At 68.4% G+C, this 21,599-nt stretch carries 22 protein-coding genes; 13 read left to right on the forward strand and 9 right to left on the reverse strand.

Going from position 1 to position 21,599, the window contains the following annotated elements; genetic code table 11:
* The first annotated feature begins 58 nt into the window (after positions 1-58).
* The 3 genes from ggt to BM43_RS40070 all read left to right on the forward strand — a co-directional run bounded on the left by ggt (position 59) and on the right by BM43_RS40070 (position 3,486).
* Complete coding sequence (gene ggt, locus BM43_RS02095; protein WP_036054229.1) at positions 59-1,816, forward strand: gamma-glutamyltransferase; 1,758 nt, start codon at positions 59-61, stop codon at positions 1,814-1,816.
* 304 nt (positions 1,817-2,120) lie between these two features.
* The gene (locus BM43_RS02100; protein WP_013689465.1) at positions 2,121-2,654 is read left to right on the forward strand and encodes a hypothetical protein; all 534 of its coding nucleotides are present in this window, start codon (positions 2,121-2,123) and stop codon (positions 2,652-2,654) included.
* A 37-nt stretch (positions 2,655-2,691) separates the two neighbouring features.
* Positions 2,692-3,486, forward strand: coding sequence for a hypothetical protein (locus BM43_RS40070; protein ID WP_144417618.1), 795 nt, complete (start codon positions 2,692-2,694; stop codon positions 3,484-3,486).
* 98 nt (positions 3,487-3,584) lie between these two features.
* Here BM43_RS40070 and BM43_RS02110 read toward each other — a convergent pair whose 3' ends face one another.
* Complete coding sequence (locus BM43_RS02110; RefSeq protein WP_036054226.1) at positions 3,585-3,980, reverse strand: hypothetical protein; 396 nt, start codon at positions 3,978-3,980, stop codon at positions 3,585-3,587.
* On the opposite strand from BM43_RS02110, the gene BM43_RS02115 reads away from it, so the two are divergent.
* On the forward strand, positions 3,961-4,167 hold the full coding sequence (locus BM43_RS02115; RefSeq protein ID WP_045577432.1) for a plant Invertase/pectin methylesterase inhibitor family protein: 207 nt from the start codon (positions 3,961-3,963) through the stop codon (positions 4,165-4,167). The two genes, BM43_RS02110 and BM43_RS02115, sit on opposite strands and share 20 nt — an antisense overlap.
* A gap of 12 nt (positions 4,168-4,179) precedes the next feature.
* On the opposite strand, the gene BM43_RS02120 is transcribed toward BM43_RS02115, so the two are convergent.
* Both BM43_RS02120 and BM43_RS02125 read right to left on the reverse strand, forming a co-directional pair.
* On the reverse strand, positions 4,180-4,812 hold the full coding sequence (locus BM43_RS02120) for a hypothetical protein (protein WP_124083628.1): 633 nt from the start codon (positions 4,810-4,812) through the stop codon (positions 4,180-4,182).
* 111 nt (positions 4,813-4,923) lie between these two features.
* A complete protein-coding gene (locus BM43_RS02125; protein WP_017917952.1) occupies positions 4,924-5,640 on the reverse strand; it encodes a GntR family transcriptional regulator in 717 nt (238 codons plus the stop codon).
* Positions 5,641-5,808: 168 nt separating this feature from the next.
* On the opposite strand from BM43_RS02125, the gene BM43_RS02130 reads away from it, so the two are divergent.
* Positions 5,809-6,870, forward strand: a complete 1,062-nt coding sequence (locus tag BM43_RS02130; RefSeq protein WP_025101264.1) for a proline racemase family protein — start codon at positions 5,809-5,811, stop codon at positions 6,868-6,870.
* A gap of 187 nt (positions 6,871-7,057) precedes the next feature.
* Positions 7,058-8,173, forward strand: coding sequence for a branched-chain amino acid ABC transporter substrate-binding protein (locus BM43_RS02135; protein WP_036054220.1), 1,116 nt, complete (start codon positions 7,058-7,060; stop codon positions 8,171-8,173).
* Between the two features lie 151 nt (positions 8,174-8,324).
* Here the strand turns inward: BM43_RS02135 and BM43_RS02140 are convergent, their stop codons facing one another.
* Positions 8,325-9,449: a GlxA family transcriptional regulator gene (locus BM43_RS02140; protein WP_036054215.1), complete on the reverse strand. Its 1,125-nt coding sequence runs from the start codon at positions 9,447-9,449 to the stop codon at positions 8,325-8,327.
* A 264-nt stretch (positions 9,450-9,713) separates the two neighbouring features.
* Between BM43_RS02140 and BM43_RS02145 the strand changes: the two genes are divergently transcribed.
* From BM43_RS02145 to BM43_RS02170, 6 genes are read left to right on the forward strand one after another with little or no spacing between them, the layout of a single operon-like run.
* On the forward strand, positions 9,714-11,099 hold the full coding sequence (locus tag BM43_RS02145; RefSeq protein WP_025101260.1) for an L-serine ammonia-lyase: 1,386 nt from the start codon (positions 9,714-9,716) through the stop codon (positions 11,097-11,099).
* 16 nt (positions 11,100-11,115) lie between these two features.
* Positions 11,116-12,360: a sarcosine oxidase subunit beta family protein gene (locus BM43_RS02150; protein WP_013689471.1), complete on the forward strand. Its 1,245-nt coding sequence runs from the start codon at positions 11,116-11,118 to the stop codon at positions 12,358-12,360.
* 25 nt (positions 12,361-12,385) lie between these two features.
* Positions 12,386-12,679: a sarcosine oxidase subunit delta gene (locus tag BM43_RS02155; RefSeq protein WP_013689472.1), complete on the forward strand. Its 294-nt coding sequence runs from the start codon at positions 12,386-12,388 to the stop codon at positions 12,677-12,679.
* The gene (locus tag BM43_RS02160) at positions 12,676-15,687 is read left to right on the forward strand and encodes a sarcosine oxidase subunit alpha family protein (protein ID WP_036054214.1); all 3,012 of its coding nucleotides are present in this window, start codon (positions 12,676-12,678) and stop codon (positions 15,685-15,687) included. The genes BM43_RS02155 and BM43_RS02160 overlap by 4 nt, the downstream gene beginning before the upstream one ends.
* Entirely contained in the window at positions 15,677-16,312 is a 636-nt protein-coding gene (locus BM43_RS02165) for a sarcosine oxidase subunit gamma (protein WP_036054213.1), read from the forward strand. Before BM43_RS02160 ends, BM43_RS02165 begins: the two co-directional genes overlap by 11 nt.
* The gene (locus BM43_RS02170; protein ID WP_036054212.1) at positions 16,309-16,824 is read left to right on the forward strand and encodes a dihydroneopterin aldolase; all 516 of its coding nucleotides are present in this window, start codon (positions 16,309-16,311) and stop codon (positions 16,822-16,824) included. The genes BM43_RS02165 and BM43_RS02170 overlap by 4 nt, the downstream gene beginning before the upstream one ends.
* Positions 16,825-16,854: 30 nt before the next feature.
* Here BM43_RS02170 and BM43_RS02175 read toward each other — a convergent pair whose 3' ends face one another.
* The 4 genes from BM43_RS02175 to BM43_RS02190 form a co-directional block, all read right to left on the reverse strand.
* The gene (locus BM43_RS02175) at positions 16,855-17,112 is read right to left on the reverse strand and encodes a hypothetical protein (protein WP_036040402.1); all 258 of its coding nucleotides are present in this window, start codon (positions 17,110-17,112) and stop codon (positions 16,855-16,857) included.
* 229 nt (positions 17,113-17,341) lie between these two features.
* Positions 17,342-17,536: a CsbD family protein gene (locus BM43_RS02180; RefSeq protein WP_025101254.1), complete on the reverse strand. Its 195-nt coding sequence runs from the start codon at positions 17,534-17,536 to the stop codon at positions 17,342-17,344.
* 113 nt (positions 17,537-17,649) lie between these two features.
* Positions 17,650-18,213 carry a ferritin-like domain-containing protein gene (locus BM43_RS02185; RefSeq protein WP_013689478.1) on the reverse strand — a complete coding sequence of 188 codons (564 nt, stop codon included), beginning with the start codon at positions 18,211-18,213 and terminating at the stop codon, positions 17,650-17,652.
* Positions 18,214-18,477: 264 nt separating this feature from the next.
* Positions 18,478-19,476: a helix-turn-helix domain-containing protein gene (locus tag BM43_RS02190; protein ID WP_036054210.1), complete on the reverse strand. Its 999-nt coding sequence runs from the start codon at positions 19,474-19,476 to the stop codon at positions 18,478-18,480.
* Positions 19,477-19,574: 98 nt separating this feature from the next.
* On the opposite strand from BM43_RS02190, the gene BM43_RS02195 reads away from it, so the two are divergent.
* The gene (locus BM43_RS02195) at positions 19,575-20,837 is read left to right on the forward strand and encodes a DUF1479 domain-containing protein (RefSeq protein ID WP_036054209.1); all 1,263 of its coding nucleotides are present in this window, start codon (positions 19,575-19,577) and stop codon (positions 20,835-20,837) included.
* 82 nt (positions 20,838-20,919) lie between these two features.
* Here BM43_RS02195 and BM43_RS02200 read toward each other — a convergent pair whose 3' ends face one another.
* On the reverse strand, positions 20,920-21,546 hold the full coding sequence (locus tag BM43_RS02200) for a glutathione S-transferase family protein (protein ID WP_036054208.1): 627 nt from the start codon (positions 21,544-21,546) through the stop codon (positions 20,920-20,922).
* Between the last annotated feature and the right edge of the window lie 53 nt (positions 21,547-21,599).

A 21,599-nucleotide genomic window follows, 5' to 3' on the forward strand; every position in this document is an offset into this window, starting at 1 on the left:
CATTTCCGGGGGGATCGCGGCTCGGCCGTGAACCCGTCCCCCATGGAGCGCTTATCCGATGCGGCGATTTCTTCTCGTAGTCACCGTCCTGACGTTGGCCGTCCAATCGATTGCCCAGGCGGCATCGGAGCCCGCCGTCGAGGCGCAGCACGGCATGGTGGTGTCCTCGCAGCATCTGGCCTCCGAGATCGGCGTGCAGATCCTCAAGCAGGGCGGCAATGCCGTCGACGCGGCGGTGGCGGTCGGCTACGCGCAGGCCGTGACCAACCCCTGCTGCGGCAACATCGGCGGGGGCGGCTTCATGACCCTGCACCTGGCCGACGGCCGCGACCGCTTCATCAATTTCCGCGAGAAGGCGCCGGCCGGCGCCTCGGCCAATATGTACCTCGACGAGGCCGGCAACGTGAAGCCCGGCGAGAGCCTGTACGGCTATCGCGCGGTCGGCGTGCCGGGCACGGTGGCGGGCCTGAACCTGGCCGAGCGCAAATACGGCAAGCTCACGCTGCGCCAGGTGATGGCACCGGCGATCAAGCTCGCCCGCGACGGCTTCGTGCTCACACGCGGCGACACCGACATCCTCGATACCACCACCAAGCGCTTCCGCAGCGATCCGGACGCGGCGCGCATCTTCCTGCGCGCCGACGGCTCGCCGCTGCAGCCGGGCGACCGGCTGGTGCAGAAGGATCTCGCGGCGACGCTCGAGAACATCGCCCGGCACGGCGACGAGGCCTTCTATCACGGCAGGATCCCGCAGGTGGTCGAGGCGGCCTCGAAGCAGGGCGGCGGCGTGATCAGCGCGGCCGACTTCGCCGCCTATCGCGCCGAGGACACCGAGCCGCTCAAGTGCGACTATCGCGGCTACACCTTCATCTCGGCGCCGCCGCCGAGCTCGGGCGGCGTCACGCTGTGCGAGACGCTGAACATCCTCGAAGGCTACGACATGCGCGCGCTCGGCTACCACTCGGCCGCGGCGGTGCACTACATGACCGAGGCGATGCGCCATGCCTACCTGGACCGCAACACCCTGCTGGGCGACCCGCACTTCATCGACAACCCGCTCGACAAGCTGCTGAGCAAGGACTACGCGGCCGAGCTGCGCAAGACCATCAGCGAGGACAAGGCCTCTTCGTCGAAGGACGTGATCCCGGGCTTCAGCGTGCATGAGAAGCCGGAAACCACGCACTACTCGATCATCGACGCCGACGGCAACGCGGTCTCGACCACCTACACCGTCAACGGCCGCTTCGGTGCCGTGGTGATCGCGCCGGGCACGGGCTTCTTCCTCAACGACGAGATGGACGACTTCACCGTCAAGGTGGGCGTGCAGAACCTGTTCGGCCTGGTGCAGGGCACGCGCAACGCGATCGCGCCGGGCAAGCGGCCGCTCTCGTCGATGGCGCCCACGGTGGTGACCAAGGACGGCAAGACCTTCATGGTGATCGGCTCGCCGGGCGGCTCGCGGATCATCACGATCACGCTGGAAACCGCGCTGAACGTGATCGACTACGGGATGGCGCCGCAGGACGCGGTGGACGCGCCGCGCATCCATCATCAGTGGCTGCCCGACGAGGTCTATTACGAAACCCTGGGCCTGTCGCCCGACACGCTCGCGATCCTGCGCAAGATGGGCTACAAGATGGTCGAGCAGACCCCCTGGGGCGCCGCCGAACTGGTGCTGGTCGGCCTGCCCGGCACCGAGGTGGCCAGCCGCGTCAGCTCGGGCAACGATTCCTCGGTGTCCGGCATCGTGCGGCCCGGCTTCATCTACGGCGCGAACGATCCGCGCCGTCCCGCCGGCGCGGCGGTCGGCTACTGATCGATCGCTGGCGCCGCCTCGCCCCGCCGATATCGCGGCGGGGCGGCTCTCTCGGTTCTCTCTTCTCCCGCGGGCGCGTCCGATGACGATGCGCCCGTGTCTTTTCCGGCGGCCCGATTTCTTCCCGGGCGCTCGATCGTTGACGCTGGTGGAACAGTGATGCCCATTCCGGGCGGATGATCTTTGCGGCGCGCTCGCGCATCATCGATGCCAGTCCCCGGTCCCGACCGGGAGCCCCGTTCGGCAAGGCGGGCCCGCGCATCGTGGGCGTCCCGCCTGCCACGACCCGCTGGAGTCCCGCTCGATGCCGCGCCGCCTGCTTCGCCTGTTCCCGAGTTTCGTCGCGCTGCTGGCGATGCTCGGCATGACCGCCTGCAGCGGCAAGCCCGAACCCGACGCCGCCCGGAACCTGACCATGAAGCCCTCCGTCACCTATCTGCACCTGCTGCGGCATACGCCGTTCTTCACCGCGCTGTCGACCGAGCAACTGCAATGGACCATCGATCATTCGCGCGAATGGGAAGCCCAGGCCGGCGCCGTGATCGCCACCTGCGACGAGGCCGTCGACACCGATGCGCCCTACTGGATCCTGCTCGACGGCGGCTGGCGCGTCGAGGCACGCGATCGCGCGTTTCCGGCCGGGCACGCCGATCCCGGCAAATGGTTCAGTGCAACCGTGGCGAACGGTGCGTCCTGTCGGCTCGTCACCACCGAGACCAGCTACGTGATGCGCATTGAACGCCAGGAAATGCAGCAGATGCTGGCGCGCGGTTTCGGATTCGGCGCGCATCTCGAGGCGGGGGAGGCTTACTACCGGCGCTTGTTCGCCGGCGAGTGAGCCGGGCGCGCGATCACGATGCCCGCATCATGTCGGCATGGATCTTCGTGCCGGCATGACAATCCATGTCGCTTTTCGCGACATTGTTTCGTGTCGCCGAGCGAAACCGGTGCAGCCGCCCGAAGGCTCGGGCCAACTACACGAAACTCGACAAAATTGTTCCCGGCTTCCGCTCAACTTCCGGGGCTCGATGCCGTTAATCCTGCCGACAAATCAGGTTGCGCCCACACGCATGGCGCGCAACGCCTTGGGGAAGGAAGTCATGAACATACAGTCGGGTTCCGGCAATACCGCGGCCGGATCGATCTCGTCTGTCACCTCCACATCGCGTACCGGCAACGGACGTGCGATGCGGACGGCGACGAGCCAATCGAACGCGACGGCACGCTCGGCCGTCAGTCATGCCGCGTCGACGCAGAACACCGGCACGCAGCAGGGCAGCAAGACCGGCACGCAAAACGGCGGCAAGCCCGCCAGCAATTCGACCAGCACCGCGAACACCTCGAATACCGCGAACACCTCGAATACCGCGAACGGCTCGAAAGCCGCGAGCGGCGCGAATGGCTCGAAAGGCAGTAACAGCAGCAGTTCGATCACCGACGATCCGAACTGGCTGCCCAAGCTCAGGAAAAGCATCTCGGGCTGGCGCCAGCAACTGGCCGACGCGCACCATCGCTGGTGGACCTCGCGCCACGATCGCGGCGCACGCAATGCCGCCCGCAAGGACGAGCGCACGCTGCAGGCGTCGATCGCCAGCGCGAACCAGTTCATCGATACCGAGTTGCGCAGCGAACGCATCCGCGTCGGCTCGAAGATCAACACCAGCGCCTGAGGCACGCGTCGACGGCCGCGCCATGCAATGCGCAGCCGCCGCGCCGTCTCTTCATCCGCCAGGAGAACCAGCATGATCATCCCGCCGGGATCCGCCAGTTACACGAGCGCTTTCGATACCTCCTCCTCGGGCACCGGCAACGGCGACCGCGACAGGCAACGCCGGGCCGAGGCCGCGGCCGCGGCCGGCACGGCCAACGCGGCGAATGCTGCGTCTGCCGGCAAGGCGGCGCAGCCCGTGAGTTCCGCCGGTGCCATCGGCAGCGATGCCGCCGGCAAGGCAGCGGCCGCGACGTCGCCGAACCCGGCGTCCACCGCAGTCACCACGGCCTCGACCAGCGCATCGAGCGACGCGAAGTCCTCGAATGCTTCCACGTCCTCGGGCACGTCACCCGCCGCGAGCACCGCGAAACCGGGCAAATCCGGCGGCGCGGCGGGCGCGAGCGGCAGCGGCCAGTCGAACAGCGGCGTCGCCTTGATCGAGCAGGTGATCAAGCGGCTGGAGCAGATGCTCAAGCAGGTGGAGAAGCAGCTCGCGCAGGCCCACAACGAGACCGAGCGACAGGCCCTGCTGCAGGAGATCGAACTGATCAGCGGCCAGTTGCAGCAGGCGCTCGCGGCGCTGTCGAAGGCCATGAACGGCCAGACGGGCGGCGCGACCTCGGTGGACATCCACGCCTGAGCGGATGCCCTGCTATTTCTCGATCATGGCATCGACGAAGCGCGCGGCACGACGGTCGAATTCCCGGAAATCCGCGCCGCAGGTCTTCCTGACGAGAAACCGGAACAGGTAGCGGCCGGCGACGACGTGCTCGAATTCGTAGTTGGCCGACCATGCCCCGGCGTCCCGGACGCTGACGGTGTCGCCGAACGCGTCGTCGAACACACGATAGCGAATCGGCGTGGACACGCTCGCGGCCGAATCGGCATACAGCCGGAACCCGTCCTGATCGGCGAGCCGGTAAGCGCCCGCTGCTGCCTGCTGCGCCTGGTCGGGCCCGCGGGGAACACCCATCACCACCAGGTGATCGCCTGGCGGGCAGGTGGTGGCGCTGCTGAATTCGAGTCTCGGGATCGGGCGGTTGATGGCGAAGAAGCCGGTGTTCACGATCGGCTCGAGATCGCCAGCGATCGTGAATGTCTGGCGGGAGCCGTCATCGGCCGGGATGTTCACGTGGATCGACTTCGCGGAAGCTTCGGCAGCCTGTTGCCGATACGTCCAGCCCCAGGCCAGCAGGATCGCGGCCAGCGTGGCGACACACCACCAGGTCTTTTTCATCGCGTATCGGCCCCGTGCTCTCTCATTCGTCCTGATTCGATGGAGCAATCGCCGGCGGGGCCGGCGACGCATCGATAGTGGCGAATATACGATATTGCGCGCGAATCTATCCGCGCATCGGGGCGGGGCCGCCCCGACGGCGAGCCACACGCCGGCGGCTCAGCCCCCGCGCGGCGCGAGCAGCCGCTCCGCCACGCCCACGATGTCGCGCATCGCGTGCTGCAAATGCTCGCGCAGCAGCGCGGCGCCGCCGCGCACGTCGCGCGCGCGGCTCAGCTCGATCATCTCTAGGTGCTCGCGACGCGTGTGCTCGCGAATCGGCACGTTCACCACCTGAAAACGGAAATAGCGCTCGTTGCGATCGTTGAGGCGGCGCAGCGTCTCGATCGCCAGATCCAGCCCCGAAGGTGCGTAGAGCGTTTCATGGAAACGCCAGTTCAACTGCCCCCAGGTGGTCTCGGTCGCCTCGTCCATCTGCAGGACCAGCGCGCGGGCGGCCTCGAAGGTCGTCTCGCTGGAGGCCGGCATCGCGCGGCCGAAGATCCAGGGTTCGAGGCGCAGGCGGATCTCGAAGGTCTCGCGCACCTCGTCGGCCGAGATCGCGCAGACATAGGCGCCCTTGTGCGGAATGATCGTCACGAAGCCCTCGCCCTGCAGACGCGTGATCGCCTCGCGCACCGGCACGCGGCTCACGCCGAGTTCCTCGGCCAGCGCTTCCTGGCGCAGCGGCGCGCCGGGCGGCAGCTCGCCGCGCAGGATCTTGCCGCGGATCGCCTCCAGCGCGAGATCGACGGTGGTCGAACGAACCAGCTTGCCGGAGGACGGCGAGCGGGCAGGGGAGGAGCCGGGCGGCTCGGACAGGTCTTGCATCGTCATCGTGATTCCTGAATTACAGGCCAGATCATGCCACAGACAGTGCTTGACACCAAAAAACGCGTACAGCATATTGGATACAATCTACAGTGTTCAGGATATCGCAGCACGCTGACAGGTTCGATCCGGCCCCGCGGGCCGATCCCCCATCCTTTCAAGAGGTCAAGGCTCATGCGCTGGAGCAGGACATTTACGGTGGTGAACTGCCACGCCGAAGGCGAGGTCGGCAACGTGGTGACGGGTGGCGTGTTCGACGTGCCCGGCACCAGCATGTTCGAGAAGATGATGTACCTGGAGGAGCAGGCCGACGAACTGCGCCGCATCGCCATCTTCGAGCCGCGCGGCTCGGCGAACCAGAGCGTGAACTTCATCCTGCCGCCTACCGACCCGCGCGCGCAGATGGGCTACGTGATCGCCGAATCGACCGAATACCCGGCCATGTCGGGTTCGAACACCATGTGCGTGGCCACCGTGCTGCTCGAGACGGGCATCCTGCCGATGGTCGAGCCGGTCACCAACCTGCTGCTCGAATCGCCAGCCGGGCTGATCTCGATCCGTTGCGAATGCTCGAACGGGAAAGTCACCAAGGTCGAGTTCACCAACCAGCCGGCCTTCGCCAACCATCTCGACCAGATGATCGAGGTGGAGGGCGTGGGCACGCTGAAGGTGGACGTCGGCTACGGCGGCATGACCTACGTGATCGTCGACGCCGAGGCGCTCGGCTTCGGCATCACGCCCGACGAGGCGCGCGAGCTGTGCGAACTCGGCCAGATCATCAAGGCCGCCGCCGCCGAGCAACTGCCCTCGCCGCATCCGCTCAATCCCTACATCAAGGGCATCACGCAGACCGAATTCGTGCTACCGGTGCGCCGCGAGAACGGCGTGCTGAAGTCGCGCAACACCGTGATCGTCTCGCCGGGCCGCTGCGATCGCTCGCCCTGCGGCACAGGCACCTCGGCGCGGCTCGCGGTGCTGCACGCGAAGGGGCTGATCAGCGTCGGCGAGACCTTCGTGCACGAGTCGATCATCGGCTCCATCTTCGAAAGCCGCATCGCCTCGCTGACCAAGCTCGGCGATCGCCCCGCGGTGGTGCCGGTGGTATCGGGGCAAGCCTGGATCAGCGCGATCTCGCAGGTCGGCGTCGATCCGACCGACCGCTTCCAGACCGGTTTCACGCTGTCGGATACCTGGCTCGAGGCCGTCGACGACAAGCTGATCAAGTCGCGCCAGTAAGCAGCAAGGCATCGATCGACCACGCGGCGCGAGCCGCGTATCGTCACGGAGGACACAGCAAGGCACGGCAGGATCGGAACCGTGGGTTCCGCTCATTTTGTTATTGAGGATTCCGGATCGTTACGGCACCTGGAGCCAGGCCGCCGCCCCGGCTCTCCAGTTGTTGAACCAACCCGTAGGACATGACATGAACAATCTGACCAAGGCAGTGGCAGCGTGCAGTCTTTGCGTGGCGTCGGCGTGGGCGATGGCCGACTCGACGGTGACGATCGGGCTTTCCGGCCCGCTGACGGGCCCCCAGGCCGGCAGCGGCAAGGACAACGAGAACGGGGCGAAGCTGGCGATCGCCGATCTCGATGCGAAGGGCATCACGGTGGGCGGGCAGACGGTCAAGCTCGCACTCGATTCGGAGGACGACCAGGGCGACCCGAAGGTGGGCGTGCAGATCGCCCAGAAGCTGGCCGACAGCCATGCGCTGGCGGTGCTCGGTCCGAACAACTCGGGCGTGGCGATTCCCGCCTCGCGGATCTACCAGAACGCCGGCGTGGCGACGCTGCCGGTGGCCACCAACCCGGCGCTGACCGCGCAGGGCTACAACACGATCTTCCGGATCGGCGCGAGCGACGCGCAGCTCGGCAGCTCGATGGCCGATTTCGCGCAGAAGGTGCTGAAGGCGAAGAAGGTGGCGGTGATCGACGATCGCACCGCCTACGGCCAGGGCCTGGCGCAGGAGTTCATCAGCGAGGCGCAGAAGATCGGCCTGACCGTGGTCGGGCGCGAGTTCACCAACTCGAACGCGGTGGATTTCCGCGCGATCCTGACCAACCTGAAGGAGAAGGCGCCCGACGCGATCTTCTACGGCGGTTACTCGGCGCAGGCGGGCCCGATGCTCAAGCAGATGCGCTCGATGGCGATTCCGGCCAAGCTGCTCGGCGGCGACGGCATGTGCTCGGCCGAGCTGCCGCAACTGGCCGGCGACGCCTCGGTCGACGCCTACTGCGCGCAGGGCGGCACCGCGCTCGACAAGACGCCGGCCGGCCATGCCTTCGTGCAGCGCTACAAGTCGACCTATCACGTCGACATGCTGGTGTATGCGGCGAACTTCTACGACGGCGTGATGATGATCGCCAAGGCGATGCAGGCCACCGGCACCACCACCGATCGCGCCAAGATCCGCGGCTACCTGGCGGGCATCGAATACGACGGCATCGCCGGCCATTATTCGTTCGACGCCAACGGCAACCTGAAAGGCGCGCCGACCACCGTCTACACCTTCCGCAAGAACACCCTCACGCCATACTGAGCGCGCATCCGGATGAATGGCGATTCATCCGGTCAAGCGGGGCGGCGTTCGCGCGTCGGTGCTCCCCGCGGGCTGCGAGGTGACGGCGGGCACTCCCCCCGCCCGCCGTCACCAAGCGGTTTTCCTGCTGGTTTCTTTTCCTTCCCGGGATTCAGAGCGAAGGCGGATGGCCTGGCGAGCCGTCGTGCGTCGCCGCGTCGAGCAGCTCGGCCGCCGCGATTTCCGCGGCTTCGGCTGTTTCCCCCGGCACCTCCGCCGCCGCGCCCCCTTTCTCCCGATACGCCGCCGGCGTCGCCCCGAATTGCTTGCGGAACTCGCGCCCGAGATGCGAGGCATCGGAGAAGCCGCAACTGGTGGCGATGTCGGCCACGGTGCGATCCGAGCTGGTCAGCAGCCACGCGGCGGTGCGCAGCCGGACCTGCTTGGCGAAGGCCTGAGGGCTCTTGCCGGTTTCCGCCTTGAACAGCCGCTCGAGCTGCCGGGCCGACAGATCCAGCTTGCAGGCCAGCTCGTCGAGCGGCAGCGCGCGCCCGACATGCTGCTCCATCAGCAGGATCGCGCGCTTGACCTTCGGGTGCGTGGCCGGCTCCAGCCCCGGCGGATGCGGCTGCGGGGCGTTGCCCTTCTGCATCTCGCCCACCAGCAGGATGCGCAGCGCCTTCTGCACGGTGGCGTGATCGAAGTGGCGCAGCAGGATCGCGGCGGCCACGTCGATCGAGGCGCGCCCGCCCGAGCAGGTGATGCGGCGCCGGTCGATCACGAACAGCCGGTCGGCGATCAGCCGCTCGGCGTCGACGTTCGGGAAGCGCTCGATGAAATCCCAGTAGTGGAACCAGCTCACGCAGATCCGGTGCGCGTCCAGCACGCCGGCACGCATCAGCGCGAACACGCCGGTGCAGATCCCCACCACGTTGGCGCCGCCCTCGGCCGCGCGCCGGATGAACTGCAGCGCCTCGGGGCTCGCCTGCGGCCCGGAATGCAGCAGCCCGCCCACCACCACCACGTAGTCGTAAGGCTCGCCGCCGGCGTCGAAGGTCTCCCAGGGCGTGATCTGGATCCCGCAACTGGCGCGCACCGGCGCCAGCGTGTCGCCGATCACGCTCCAGGCGCAGCGCACCGGCTTGCTGTAGTCGCCGTCGTCGGCCGACAGCCGCAGCATGTCGACGAAGCCGGAAAAGGCGGTCAGCGTGAAATTCGGCAGCAGCACGATGCCGAAGCGCAGCCGGGTGGGGGCCGGGTCGGCGGAGAGGAGCGAGGCGGGCAGGTCGGGCGTCATTGCAGCGTGTTCAGGGAAAGCGAGAAGCCGGGGGCGCCCCGGCCGGTGGCGGCGCCCCGTGTGTCGAGCGTCGCCGATCGCCGGCGGGCGGACTTGCGTTTTTCCGTCGCGAATCATCGCCAAAACGCACAATCCGGCCCCGCCGGCGCCGGGGTGGCGGCGGCATCCCACTTCGATGCCGGTTTTGTTCTATCGGCGGATTTTACGCTTTGATGTACTGACGCCATTGTCCAATCCCCGCGTTTCCACCGGAGAAGCTCCCAGATGAACGTCAGCGTTTTCGATCTGTTCAAGATCGGCATCGGCCCGTCGAGCTCGCACACGGTCGGCCCGATGATCGCGGCATGCCGGTTCGCCTCGCATGTCGAGGACGCCAACCTGCTGGCCTTCGTGCGGCGCGTGCGGGTCGAGCTGTACGGCTCGCTCGGCGCCACCGGCAAGGGCCACGGCACCGACAAGGCGGTCCTGCTGGGCCTGGAAGGGCACCTGCCCGACCTGATCGACCCGGACCTGATCGAGCCTCGCCTGAAGGCGATCCGCGCCGAGAAGACCCTCTGCCTGCTGGGTCGGCGCTCGGTGCGCTTCGAGGAGAAGGAGGACATCGGCTTCTACCGCCGCATGATGGCCGGCACCAGCGTGGTCCACCCGAACGGGATGCGCTTCCAGGCCTTCGACGAGAACGGCCAGTTGCTGGTGGAGAAGGAGTATTACTCGGTCGGCGGCGGCTTCGTGGTGAACCGCGACGGCGACCGCGTCAACGGCGTGCGCGCGGCGGCCGAGGTGCCGTACCCGTTCCGCACCGGCGACGACCTGCTGCGCGCGAGCCGCGAGAGCGGCCTGTCGATCGCCGAGCTGACCTTCCGCAACGAATGCGCGCTGCGCCCGGCCGAGGAAGTGCGTGCCGGCCTGCTGGCGATCTGGAACACCATGGCGGCCTGCGTCGAGCGCGGCTGCAAGGTGGAGGGCGAACTGCCGGGCCCGATGCGCGTGAAGCGCCGCGCCGCCGAGCTTTACCACCGCCTGCGCAACCGCTCCGAGGAATCGCTGCGCGATCCGCTGTCGATGCTCGACTGGGTCAATCTCTACGCGATGGCCGTCAACGAGGAGAACGCCGCGGGCGGGCGCGTGGTGACGGCCCCCACCAACGGCGCGGCCGGCGTGATCCCGGCGGTGCTGCACTACTACGTGAAGTTCGTGCCGGGCTCCAACGAGCAGGGAATCATCGACTTCCTGCTGACCGCCGCCGCGATCGGGATCATCTACAAGGAAACCGCCTCCATCTCGGGCGCCGAGGTGGGCTGCCAGGGCGAGGTGGGGGTGGCCTGCTCGATGGCCGCCGCCGCGCTGGCGGCCGTGATGGGCGGCAACCCCGACCAGGTCGAGAACGCCGCCGAGATCGGCATGGAGCACAACCTCGGCATGACCTGCGACCCGGTGGGCGGGCTGGTGCAGATCCCCTGCATCGAGCGCAACGCGATGGGCGCGATCAAGGCGCTGAACGCCTCGCGCATGGCGCTCAAGGGCGACGGCACGCATTACGTGTCGCTCGACTCGGTGATCAAGACCATGCGCGAGACCGGCGCCGACATGAAGACGAAATACAAGGAAACGTCCCGCGGCGGCCTCGCCGTGAACGTCATCGAGTGCTAAAGGAAGGTACCTGGAAATGAGCCGCTACTCCGTATTCAGCCTGTTCCGCAACGGCCTGTCGTACCACGAGAACTGGGAACGCCAGTGGAAGAGCCCCGAACCGAAGAAGGAATACGACGTGGTGATCGTCGGCGGCGGCGGGCACGGCCTGGCCACCGCCTACTACCTCGCCAAGGAGCACGGCATCACCAACGTGGCGATCCTCGAGAAGGGCTGGATCGGCGGCGGCAACACCGCGCGCAACACCACCATCGTGCGCTCGAACTATCTGTGGGACGAATCGGCCGGCCTCTATGAAAAGGCCATGAAGCTCTGGGAAGGGCTTTCGCAGGACCTCAACTACAACGTCATGTTCAGCCAGCGCGGCGTGATGAACCTCGCGCACACGCTGCAGGACGTGCGCGACACGCAGCGCCGCGTCAACGCCAACCGCCTGAACGGGGTGGATGCCGAGTTCCTCACGCCAGCGCAGATCAAGGAAATCGAGCCGACCATCAACCTGAACAGCCGCTACCCGGTGCTGGGCGCCTCGATCCAGCGGCGCGGCGGCGTGGCCCGCCACGACGCGGTGGCCTGGGGCTTCGCGCGCGGCGCCGACCGCGCCGGCGTGGACATCATCCAGAACTGCCAGGTGGTCGGCATCCGCCGCGACGGCGACCGCGTGACCGGCGTCGATACCGTCAAGGGCTTCATCAAGGCCAAGAAGGTGGCGGTGGTGGCGGCCGGCAACACCACCACGCTGGCCGACATGGCCGGCGTGCGCCTGCCGATCGAGAGCCACCCGCTGCAGGCGCTGGTGTCCGAGCCGATAAAGCCGGTGGTCAACACGGTGGTGATGTCGAACGCGGTGCACGCCTACATCAGCCAGTCCGACAAGGGGGATCTCGTGATCGGCGCCGGCATCGACCAATACACCGGCTTCGGCCAGCGCGGCAGCTTCCAGATCATCGAGGGCACGCTGGAGGCGATCGTCGAGATGTTCCCGGTGTTCTCACGCGTGCGCATGAACCGCCAGTGGGGCGGCATCGTCGACGTCTCGCCCGACGCCTGCCCGATCATCAGCAAGACCGACGTCAAGGGCCTCTATTTCAACTGCGGCTGGGGCACCGGCGGCTTCAAGGCCACGCCCGGCTCGGGCTGGTGCTACGCGCACACCATCGCGCGCGACGAACCGCATCCGCTGAACGCGCCCTTCGCGCTGGACCGCTTCTACAGCGGCCACCTGATCGACGAGCACGGCGCTGCCGCCGTCGCCCACTGAGCCACCACCACGAGGAGAACCGAACATGCTGCTGATCAACTGCCCGTGGTGCGGACCGCGTGCCGAATCCGAATTCTCGTGCGGCGGCGAGGCCGATATCGCCCGCCCGCTCGACACCGACGCGCTGTCGGACCGCGAATGGGGCGACTACCTGTTCATGCGCGAGAACCCGCGCGGCGTGCATCGCGAGCAATGGCTGCACACGCAAGGCTGCCGCCGCTGGTTCAAGGCGACGCGCGATACGGTGAGCTACGAAATCCAGGGCTACGAGACGTTCGGCGTGCCCGCACACGACGCACAAGAGGGCAACACCAAATGAGCCAGAAAGACCGCCTCGGCGCGGGTGGCCGGATCAACCGCGCGATTCCGCTGACCTTCACGTTCAACGGCCGCACCTACCAGGGTTTCCAGGGCGACACGCTGGCCTCGGCGCTGCTCGCCAACGGCGTGCACTTCGTGGCGCGCAGCTTCAAGTACCACCGCCCGCGCGGCATCGTGACGGCCGACGTGGCCGAGCCGAACGCGGTGGTGCAACTGGAGACCGGCGCCTACACGGTGCCGAACGCGCGCGCCACCGAGATCGAGCTGTACCAGGGGCTGGTGGCCTCGAGCGTCAACGCGGTGCCCTCGCTCGAGCACGACCGCATGGCGATCAACCAGAAGTTCGCGCGCTTCATGCCGGCCGGCTTCTACTACAAGACCTTCATGTGGCCGCGCAAGTTCTGGCCCAAGTACGAGGAGAAGATCCGCGAGGCGGCCGGCCTGGGCAAGGCGCCCGAGGCGCTCGACGCCGATCGCTACGACAAGCAGTTCGCGCATTGCGACGTGCTGGTGGTGGGCGGCGGGCCCACGGGCCTGGCGGCCGCGCATGCGGCGGCGGTTAGCGGCGCGCGCGTGATCCTGGTCGACGACCAGCGCGAGCTGGGCGGCAGCCTGCTGTCCTGCCGCGCCGAGATCGACGGCCGGCCCGCACTGCAATGGGTCGAGAAGATCGAGGGCGAACTGGCCAAGCTGCCCGACGTGAAGATCCTCACGCGCAGCACCGCCTTCGGCTACCAGGACCACAATCTCGTCACCATCACCCAGCGCCTGACCGAGCACCTGCCGGTGTCGATGCGCAAGGGCAGCCGCGAGCTGCTGTGGAAGGTCCGCGCCAAGCGCGTGATCCTCGCCACCGGCGCGCAGGAGCGGCCGATCGTGTTCGGCAACAACGACCTGCCGGGCGTGATGCTGGCCGGCGCGGTGTCGACCTACGTGAACCGCTACGGCGTGCTGCCGGGCCGCGAGGCGGTGGTGTTCACCAACAACGACCGCGGCTACCAGGCCGCGCTGGACCTCAAGGCGCACGGCGCCAAGGTCACCGTGGTGGATTCGCGCGCGGCCGGCAACGGCGCGCTGCCGGCCGCCGCCAAGCGGCACGGCATCGCGGTGCTGAACGGCTCGGTGGTCACCAGCGCGAGCGGCAAGCTGCGCGTGCAATCGGTGGAGGTGGCCAGCTACGCGAACGGCAAGGTGGGCGCGCGCGGCGCCACGCTGTCCTGCGACCTGCTGGCGATGTCGGGCGGCTACAGCCCGGTGCTGCACCTGTTCGCGCAATCGGGCGGCAAGGCCCACTGGCATGACGAGAAGGCCTGCTTCGTGCCGGGCAAGGCGATGCAGCCCGAAACCAGCATCGGCGCGGCGGCCGGCGAGTTCTCGCTGGCGCGCGGCCTGCGCCTGGCGGTCGACGCCGGCGTGGACGCGGCCAAGGCGGCCGGCTTCAACGCCGCCCAGCGCCCCGTCGCGCCGCAGGCGACCGACGCCGCCGAGGCGCCGCTCGAGCCGCTCTGGCTGGTCGGCAGCGGCGAGCAGGTGACGCGCGGGCCGAAGCGCTTCGTCGATTTCCAGAACGACGTGGGCGCGGCCGATATCCTGCTGGCGGCGCGCGAGGGCTTCGAGTCGGTCGAGCACGTCAAGCGCTACACGGCGATGGGCTTCGGCACCGATCAGGGCAAGCTCGGCAACATCAACGGCATGGCGATCCTGGCGCAGGCGCTCGGCAAGACCATTCCCGAAACCGGCACCACCACCTTCCGGCCCAATTACACGCCGGTCACCTTCGGCACCTTCGCGGGCCGCGAGCTCGGCGATTTCCTCGATCCGATCCGCAAGACCTGCATCCACGAATGGCATGTCGAGCACGGCGCGCTGTTCGAGGACGTCGGCAACTGGAAGCGCCCCTGGTACTTCCCGAGGAACGGCGAGGACCTGCACGCGGCGGTGGCGCGCGAGTGCCTGGCGGTGCGCAACAGCGTCGGCATCCTCGATGCCTCGACGCTCGGCAAGATCGACATCCAGGGCCCGGACTCGGTCAAGCTGCTGAACTGGATGTACACCAACCCCTGGGGCAAGCTCGAGGTGGGCCGCGCCCGCTACGGGCTGATGCTCGACGAGAACGGCATGGTGTTCGACGACGGCGTGACGGTGCGCCTGGGCGAGCAGCACTACATGATGACCACCACCACCGGCGGCGCCGCGCGCGTGCTGACCTGGATGGAGCGCTGGCTGCAGACCGAATGGCCCGACATGAAGGTGCGCCTGTCGTCGGTGACGGACCACTGGGCCACCTTCGCGGTGGTCGGCCCGAACAGCCGCAAGGTGGTGCAGAAGGTCTGCCAGGACATCGACTTCGCCAACGCGGCCTTCCCGTTCATGAGCTATCGCGACGGCACCGTGGCGGGCGCCAGGGCGCGCGTGATGCGGATCAGCTTCTCGGGCGAGCTGGCCTATGAAGTCAACGTGCCGGCCAATGCGGGGCGCGCGGTGTGGGAGGCGATCATGGCCGCCGGCGCCGAGTTCGACATCACGCCCTACGGCACCGAAACCATGCACGTGCTGCGCGCCGAGAAGGGCTACATCATCGTCGGCCAGGACACCGACGGCTCGATCACGCCGCACGACCTCGGCATGAGCGGCCTGGTGGCGAAATCGAAGGACTTCCTGGGCCGGCGCTCGCTGTCGCGCTCGGATACCACCAAGTCCAACCGCAAGCAGTTCGTCGGCTTGCTGACCGACGACCCGGCCACCGTGCTGGAGGAAGGTGGCCAGATCGTCGAGCCCAATGCCGCGGCCAACGCCGAGGGGCTGACGCCGATGATCGGCCACGTCACCTCCAGCTACTACAGCCCGATCCTCAAGCGCTCGATCGCGCTGGCGGTGGTGAAGGGCGGCCTGAGCAAGATGGGCGAGTCGGTGGCGATCTCGCTGGCCAACGGGCGCAAGATCAACGCCAGGATCACGAGCCCGGTTTTCTATGACACCGAAGGGGTACGTCAGAATGTGGAATGAAACGCGCAACCAGTCCTCGGTGGCCTCGCAGGCGGCCGGCCCGCGGCTCGAATCGCCGCTGATCGGCGCCCAGGACGTGCTCAAGCCCCACCAGGCCCGCGCCTCGCAGAAGTTCCAGCTGCGCGAGCGGCCCTTCCTCGATCTCGTCAACGTGCGCGGCGAGTTGTCGGATCCGGCCTTCGTGGAGGCCTTCGAGCGCGTGGTCGGCTGCCGGCCGCCGGCCAGGCCGAACACGGTGGCGCGCGGCGCCGACTACGACGTGCTCTGGCTCGGTCCCGACGAGTGGCTGGTGCGCTCGAACGGGCCGGTGGCCGCCGGCCTGCTGGAAGGCAAGCTGGCGCCGGCGCTGGTCGGGCTGTACGCGGCCGCGGTCGATATCGGCAGCGGCTACACGGTGCTGGAGATCAGCGGCGAACGCGTGCGCGACGTGCTCGCGCGCGGCTGCCCGCTGGACCTGCATCCGCGCCTGTTCGGCGTCGGCCAATGCGCGCAGAGCCACTACTTCAAGGCCTCGCTGACCCTGCTGCCGACCGGCGAGCAGAGCTACGACCTGGTGATCCGCCGCAGCTTCGCCGACTACTTCTGCCGGATCATGCTCGACGCCGCGGCGCCGCTGGTCTCATGAAGCCGGTCGACGATCCGTTCGCGGCGCTCGGTACTGCCCGCGCCAAGGGGCGCGGCTGGAGCGTGTTCATCGAGGAGCTGAAGGTGCCGGCGCGGATCGGCATCCACGCGCACGAGCACGAGGCGCCGCAGCCGATCGTGATCGACGCGCGGCTCGGCTATCGCTGCGAGCCGGTCGAGCAGGGCGCGATCGGCTTCGTCGACTACGACGGCTACTGCACGCGCGTCGCCGCCTGGCTCGCGCACAAGCCGCATACGCGCCTGCTCGAGACGCTGGTGGTCGAGCTGGCGGCGCTGTCCTTCGAGGAATGGCCGGCGCTGGAAGCGGTCACGCTGTCGATGCACAAGCCGAAGATCCGGCCCGGCACGCGGCGCGTCGGTGTCGAGCTGGACTGGACGCGGGCCGATTACCTGGCCTGGCGCGAGGCGGTCGAGGCGCGTCGGCGCGGGGCGGGCATCGCTGCGCGGGTGGGCGGCACGGGAAGTCTCGGCGCGGACTTCACCGCGCATTGAGCGGCGCTCGCGCCGGCGGGCTTGCCGGCATCAGTGCGCGGCGAGCCGGCTCGACTGGCTTTCGAGTTCGCGCAGGCGCGCGACGATGTCGTCGAGCTGGGTGCGCTCGGCATCCTGCAGGCCGCCGCGTGCCAGCACCGCCTCGAGCCGTGCGAGCCAGAGGGCGATTCGAGCCGGCTCGCCGGGCGTGAGCCGCGCCACCAGTTGCTCGAGCGTGGACAGGTCGGCCTCGATGGCCGTCGGTGCTGCGTCGTCCGTTGCTGAGTCCTCGTTACGATCGCCTGGCATGGTGTCCTCGGTCTGTTGCTGGGTTGGCGCCTCGATGGTGATCGGCGCCGCGTCGCGGGACCGGTCTCTCAGGCCGGCAAGACGATGCCCGGCCGTGGCCGGGCATTCGCGACATTGTGGTCGAAGCGGATGACGCTGGCGAGACACGCGAGCGAAAAACGGCCCGAATGTCCCCTCCAGTGCGTCATCCTCATCCTGTCATCGCCATTGCATCGTTGCGCGGGCGTGCTCAGTGATGGTCCTTGTTGCGCATCGCATCCTTCGCGGCGTCCTTGACGTCGCCATAACCCTTGCGGGCCTCGCCCTCGGCCTGCTGGAGATCGCCCTTGACCTCCTGCTTGGTATTGCCGGTGGCCTTGCCGACCGCCTCGTTGACCTTGCCCTTCACTTGCTCGGCCGTGCCCTTGATGTGTTCCTTGTTCATGATTCACCTCCAGGTTTGAGTGCTTGCAGATCAGCCTGTTGACGGATCGACGCCCGCCGTCACGGGTACCCACTTCCTTGCCGCGCCCCGCTGGCGGCGCGCGGGCGTGACGCTCAGTTCACGTTTTTCTTCTTCAGCTCCGGCGGCAGCCCTTCGAGCAGATCCGCCATCTCGTCGGCGTGTTCCTCCTCGACCGCGAGGATCTGCTCGAACAGGCGGCGCGTGGTCGGATCGCGATCGCCGATGTACTGGACCATCTCGCGGTAGCTGTCGATCGCGATCCGCTCGGCCACCAGGTCCTCGTTGATCATCTCGACCAGGGTGCTGCCTTCCACGTACTCGGCGTGGCTGCGCTGCGCAAGCTGGTTCGGCGCGAGATCGGGACTGCCGCCGAGCTGGACGATACGCGCCGCGATCATGTCGGCATGGCTCTGTTCCTCGTTCGAGTGCGCGAGGAATTCCTCGGCGATGCCCGACGAGTGGATGCCCTTGGCCATGAAGTGATGGCGCCGGTAGCGCAGCATGCAGACGATCTCGGTGGCCAGCGCCTCGTTGAGCAGGCGCAGCACCGTCTCGCGGTCCGCGTGGTAGCCGGCGGTCACGGCGCCTTCGTCGACATGCTGGCGGGCGCGTTCGCGCAGGGTTTTCACATCCGTCAATTGCGTGTTGTGGGCCATCGCAGTTCCTCTTTGTCGGTCTGTCGAATAAGACGGCGGCTGGCGTTTCGCCTGGGGCGAAGCCGGCTGCCTCCGGCGAGGATCAAGCAGGAGCCGTGCCTGTCCGGGCATGCAGGCGCTGACGGCGCGATGCCACGGGGCTTCGCGGGCATGGCGGGCTGACGGGCGTGCTTGCGTGGCGAGGGTGCAGGCAAGCCTGGCGGGAAGGGCTTTGTAATTTGTACAGACGCGAGCATCGAGGCGCATTTCGGCGTGCCGGGGCGCTTATTTGCCCTGGCGCGAGCGGGCGGTGGGCCGCGTTTGCCGTGTTTTCGTCGATTGCGGCGGCCTCGCCGCCAGCGAGGGCGAGCGCTCCTCCAGCGCCGGCGCCGCCTCCCGCTCGCGCTCCGCGCGCCCGGCACCGGCGAACTGCTGCCGGTAGGCCAGCGGCGTGAGCGCCCTGGCCGCCTTGAACTGCCGGTTGAAATTCGCCGCGTTCGGAAAGCCCGAGCGCTCGGCGATCACCGAGACCTGCATGCGCGTATCGGTCAGCAGCCGGCAGGCATGGCCGATCCGCACGCGCGTGATGTAGCGGCCGACGCTCTCGCCGAGATGGCGCGTGAACTGGCGCGTCAGCGAGCGCTCGGACAGGCCCGCGGCCCTGGCCAGCGCGGCCAGTTGCAGCGGCCGCGCGAACTGCGTGTCGATCAGCGCCAGCACGCGGTCGAGCCGCCCCGCCTCGGGGCTGGCGCGCGCGCCCTCGACCGCGCCGAAGGCGCTGGGCGCGGCCAGCGAGGCCGCTGGCGCCCCCGCCAGCCGGTGCAACACCTCCAGCACCGCCGCCAGCCGCCGCTGCGGCTCGGGCGACAGCAGCGCGTCGAGCCGCTCGCGCATCGCCGCGCTGGCGCCGGCCTCGAAATGCAGCCCGCAGGCGGCGCGCCGCAGCAGATCGCGCAGGACGTTGTGTTCGGGGCAGACGTCGGCGAGCCTCTCGATCCAGTCGCCGTCGAACCAGACCACGATCGCGACCTGCGCCGCCGCCGCGTCGATCGAGCGGTTCGAGGCCCAGGTGTGCGGCAGGTTGGGCGGCACCAGCACCAGGTCGTCGGCGCCGTAGGCGGCCACCGAATCGCCGATATAGCGCTTGCCCTGGCTGTTCAGGGTCAGCGTCAGTTCGTACTCCGGATGGTGATGCCACTCGAAGGGGATCCGCGACAGCCGGCGATGGTAGATCCGCACCGAGCAGCCCTGGCCGAAATCGACATGTTCGTAAGCGGGTTTCATGGCCGGATCCGCAATGAGAATGGCGGGATCGTATCACTTCCGTCCACCGTGCCGACATACGATCCGTCTCACCCACAACAGCAGACGGAGACGACATCATGGCCCTCTACATCGACGACCTGCCCGCCGCCATTCGCCAGGCCAAGCGGGAATTGCGCGCGGCGCTGCCCCATTATCGCGAGGTGTTCGCCGAGGTCGAGGCGGCCATGCGCGAGGCGGTGCGCGAGATCGCCGAGGAGCGCGCGCGCGGCGCGGCGGTGATCCCGGAGATCGAATTCGCGGCGATCGTCGCCGGGCGGGTGAGCGAGGCGCAGCTCGCGCGCGTGAAGTCGCGCGGGGCCTGCGTGATCCGCGGCGTGTTCGAGCGCGAGCGCGCCGAGCGCTGGGATCGCGAGATCGCCGACTACGTGGAGCGCAATCGACTCGACGCACGCCTCGAACATCGCGCCGAGGACAAGTACTTCGGCCAGCTGGCTTCCAGCAAGCCGCAGATCCATGGCGTGTACTGGTCGGCGCCGCAGGTGGAGGCGCGCCAGTCGCCGGAGTTGACGCAGGCGCGCGTGTTCCTGAACCGGCTGTGGCGCGCGCACAGCGAGGGGCGCCGCCATTTCGATCCGGACCAGGTGCCGGCCTATGCCGACCGGCTGCGCCGCCGCCCGCCCGGCTCGGCTTCGCTGGGGCTGTCGGCGCATTGCGACGGCGGCTCGGTGGAGCGCTGGATCGAGGCCAACTTCCGCCGCGTCTATCGCCACGTGTTCGCCGGCAACTGGCGCGACTACGATCCCTTCGACGCGGCCTGGCGCACCGAGGTCGAGGAGATCGCCTCGCCGGCGGTCTGCTCGATGTTCCGCACCTTCCAGGGCTGGACCGCGCTGACCGCGCAAGGCCCCGGCGACGGCACGCTGCAACTGGTGCCGATCGCCAACGCGATGGCCTATGTGCTGCTGCGTGCCTTGCAGGACGACGTCGCCGAGGACGACCTGTGCGGCGCGATGCCGGGCCGCGCGCTATCGATCCGCCCCGAGTATCACGCGCCGCTGTTCGAGGCGCTCTCGTCGATCCCGCTGATGCAGCCGGGCGACACGGTGTTCTGGCATGGCGACGTAATCCACGCCGTGGAGGACGCGCATCGCGGCGCCGGCTACAGCAACGTGATGTACATCGCCTCGGCGCCGGGCTGCGCGAAGAACGAGGCCTATCTGCGCCGGCAACTGCCGAGCTTCCTCGCCGGCGAGAGCCCGCCCGATTTCCCGGCCGATCACTTCGAGGTCGATTTCGACGGCCGCGCGAGCGCGGTGGACCTGACGCCGCTCGGGCGCGCGCAGCTCGGGCTGGACGAGGTGGAGACGGCGGCGCGCTGAGGCGCCGCTGGCGGCGGCGATGGCGATGGCACGCCGGCGATCGCGCCGCGCGCCGCGTGATCGTGCCGCCGCGCGCCGGCGCTCAGGGCGTGGCGCTGCTGCAATACTCGGCGAAGCCGGGGCGCGCCGAGAGCCGCTGCTGGTAATAGGCCTCGACGGCCGGCAGCGAGGGCTGCTGGAACGGCGTGCCGAACCAGCGATGCACCGACAATCCGATCGCGATATCGGCGATCGAGAAATGCTCGCCGGCCACGAAGGCGCCGGTGTCGGCGAGCCGCGCGTCGAGGATGCGCATCAGCCGGGTCCAGCCCGCGATCGCCTCGGCGGTGGCTTGCGGATCCTGGTGCGCGGGCGACTTGCGCACGAGGCCCAGGAAGGCGTAGCTCCAGGCGCGGTTGAGATCGGCGGCCTGCCAGTCGAGCCACTGGTCGACGCGCGCGCGGGCGATCGCCTCGGCCGGGTAGAGCGCCGCGCCGCCGTAGCGCGTGGCCAGGTAGCGGATGATGGTGTTCGATTCCCACAGCACGAGATCGCCGTCGCGCAGCACCGGCACCAGGCCGTTCGGGTTCAGCGCCAGGAATTCGGGCGTGTTGGGCGAGCGGAAGCCCGCGCCCCAGTCCTCGCGCTCGAACGGCAACTGCAGTTCGGCACAGGTCCACAGCACCTTGCGCACGTTGATCGACGGTATCTTTCCGAGAATGTTCAGCATGGCGGCTCCGCTCGCGGGGAAGGGGGAAGGCGAGCCGGCAGTGTAGGCGAGCG

The organism is Burkholderia gladioli (assembly GCF_000959725.1).
Classification (GTDB): domain Bacteria; phylum Pseudomonadota; class Gammaproteobacteria; order Burkholderiales; family Burkholderiaceae; genus Burkholderia; species Burkholderia gladioli.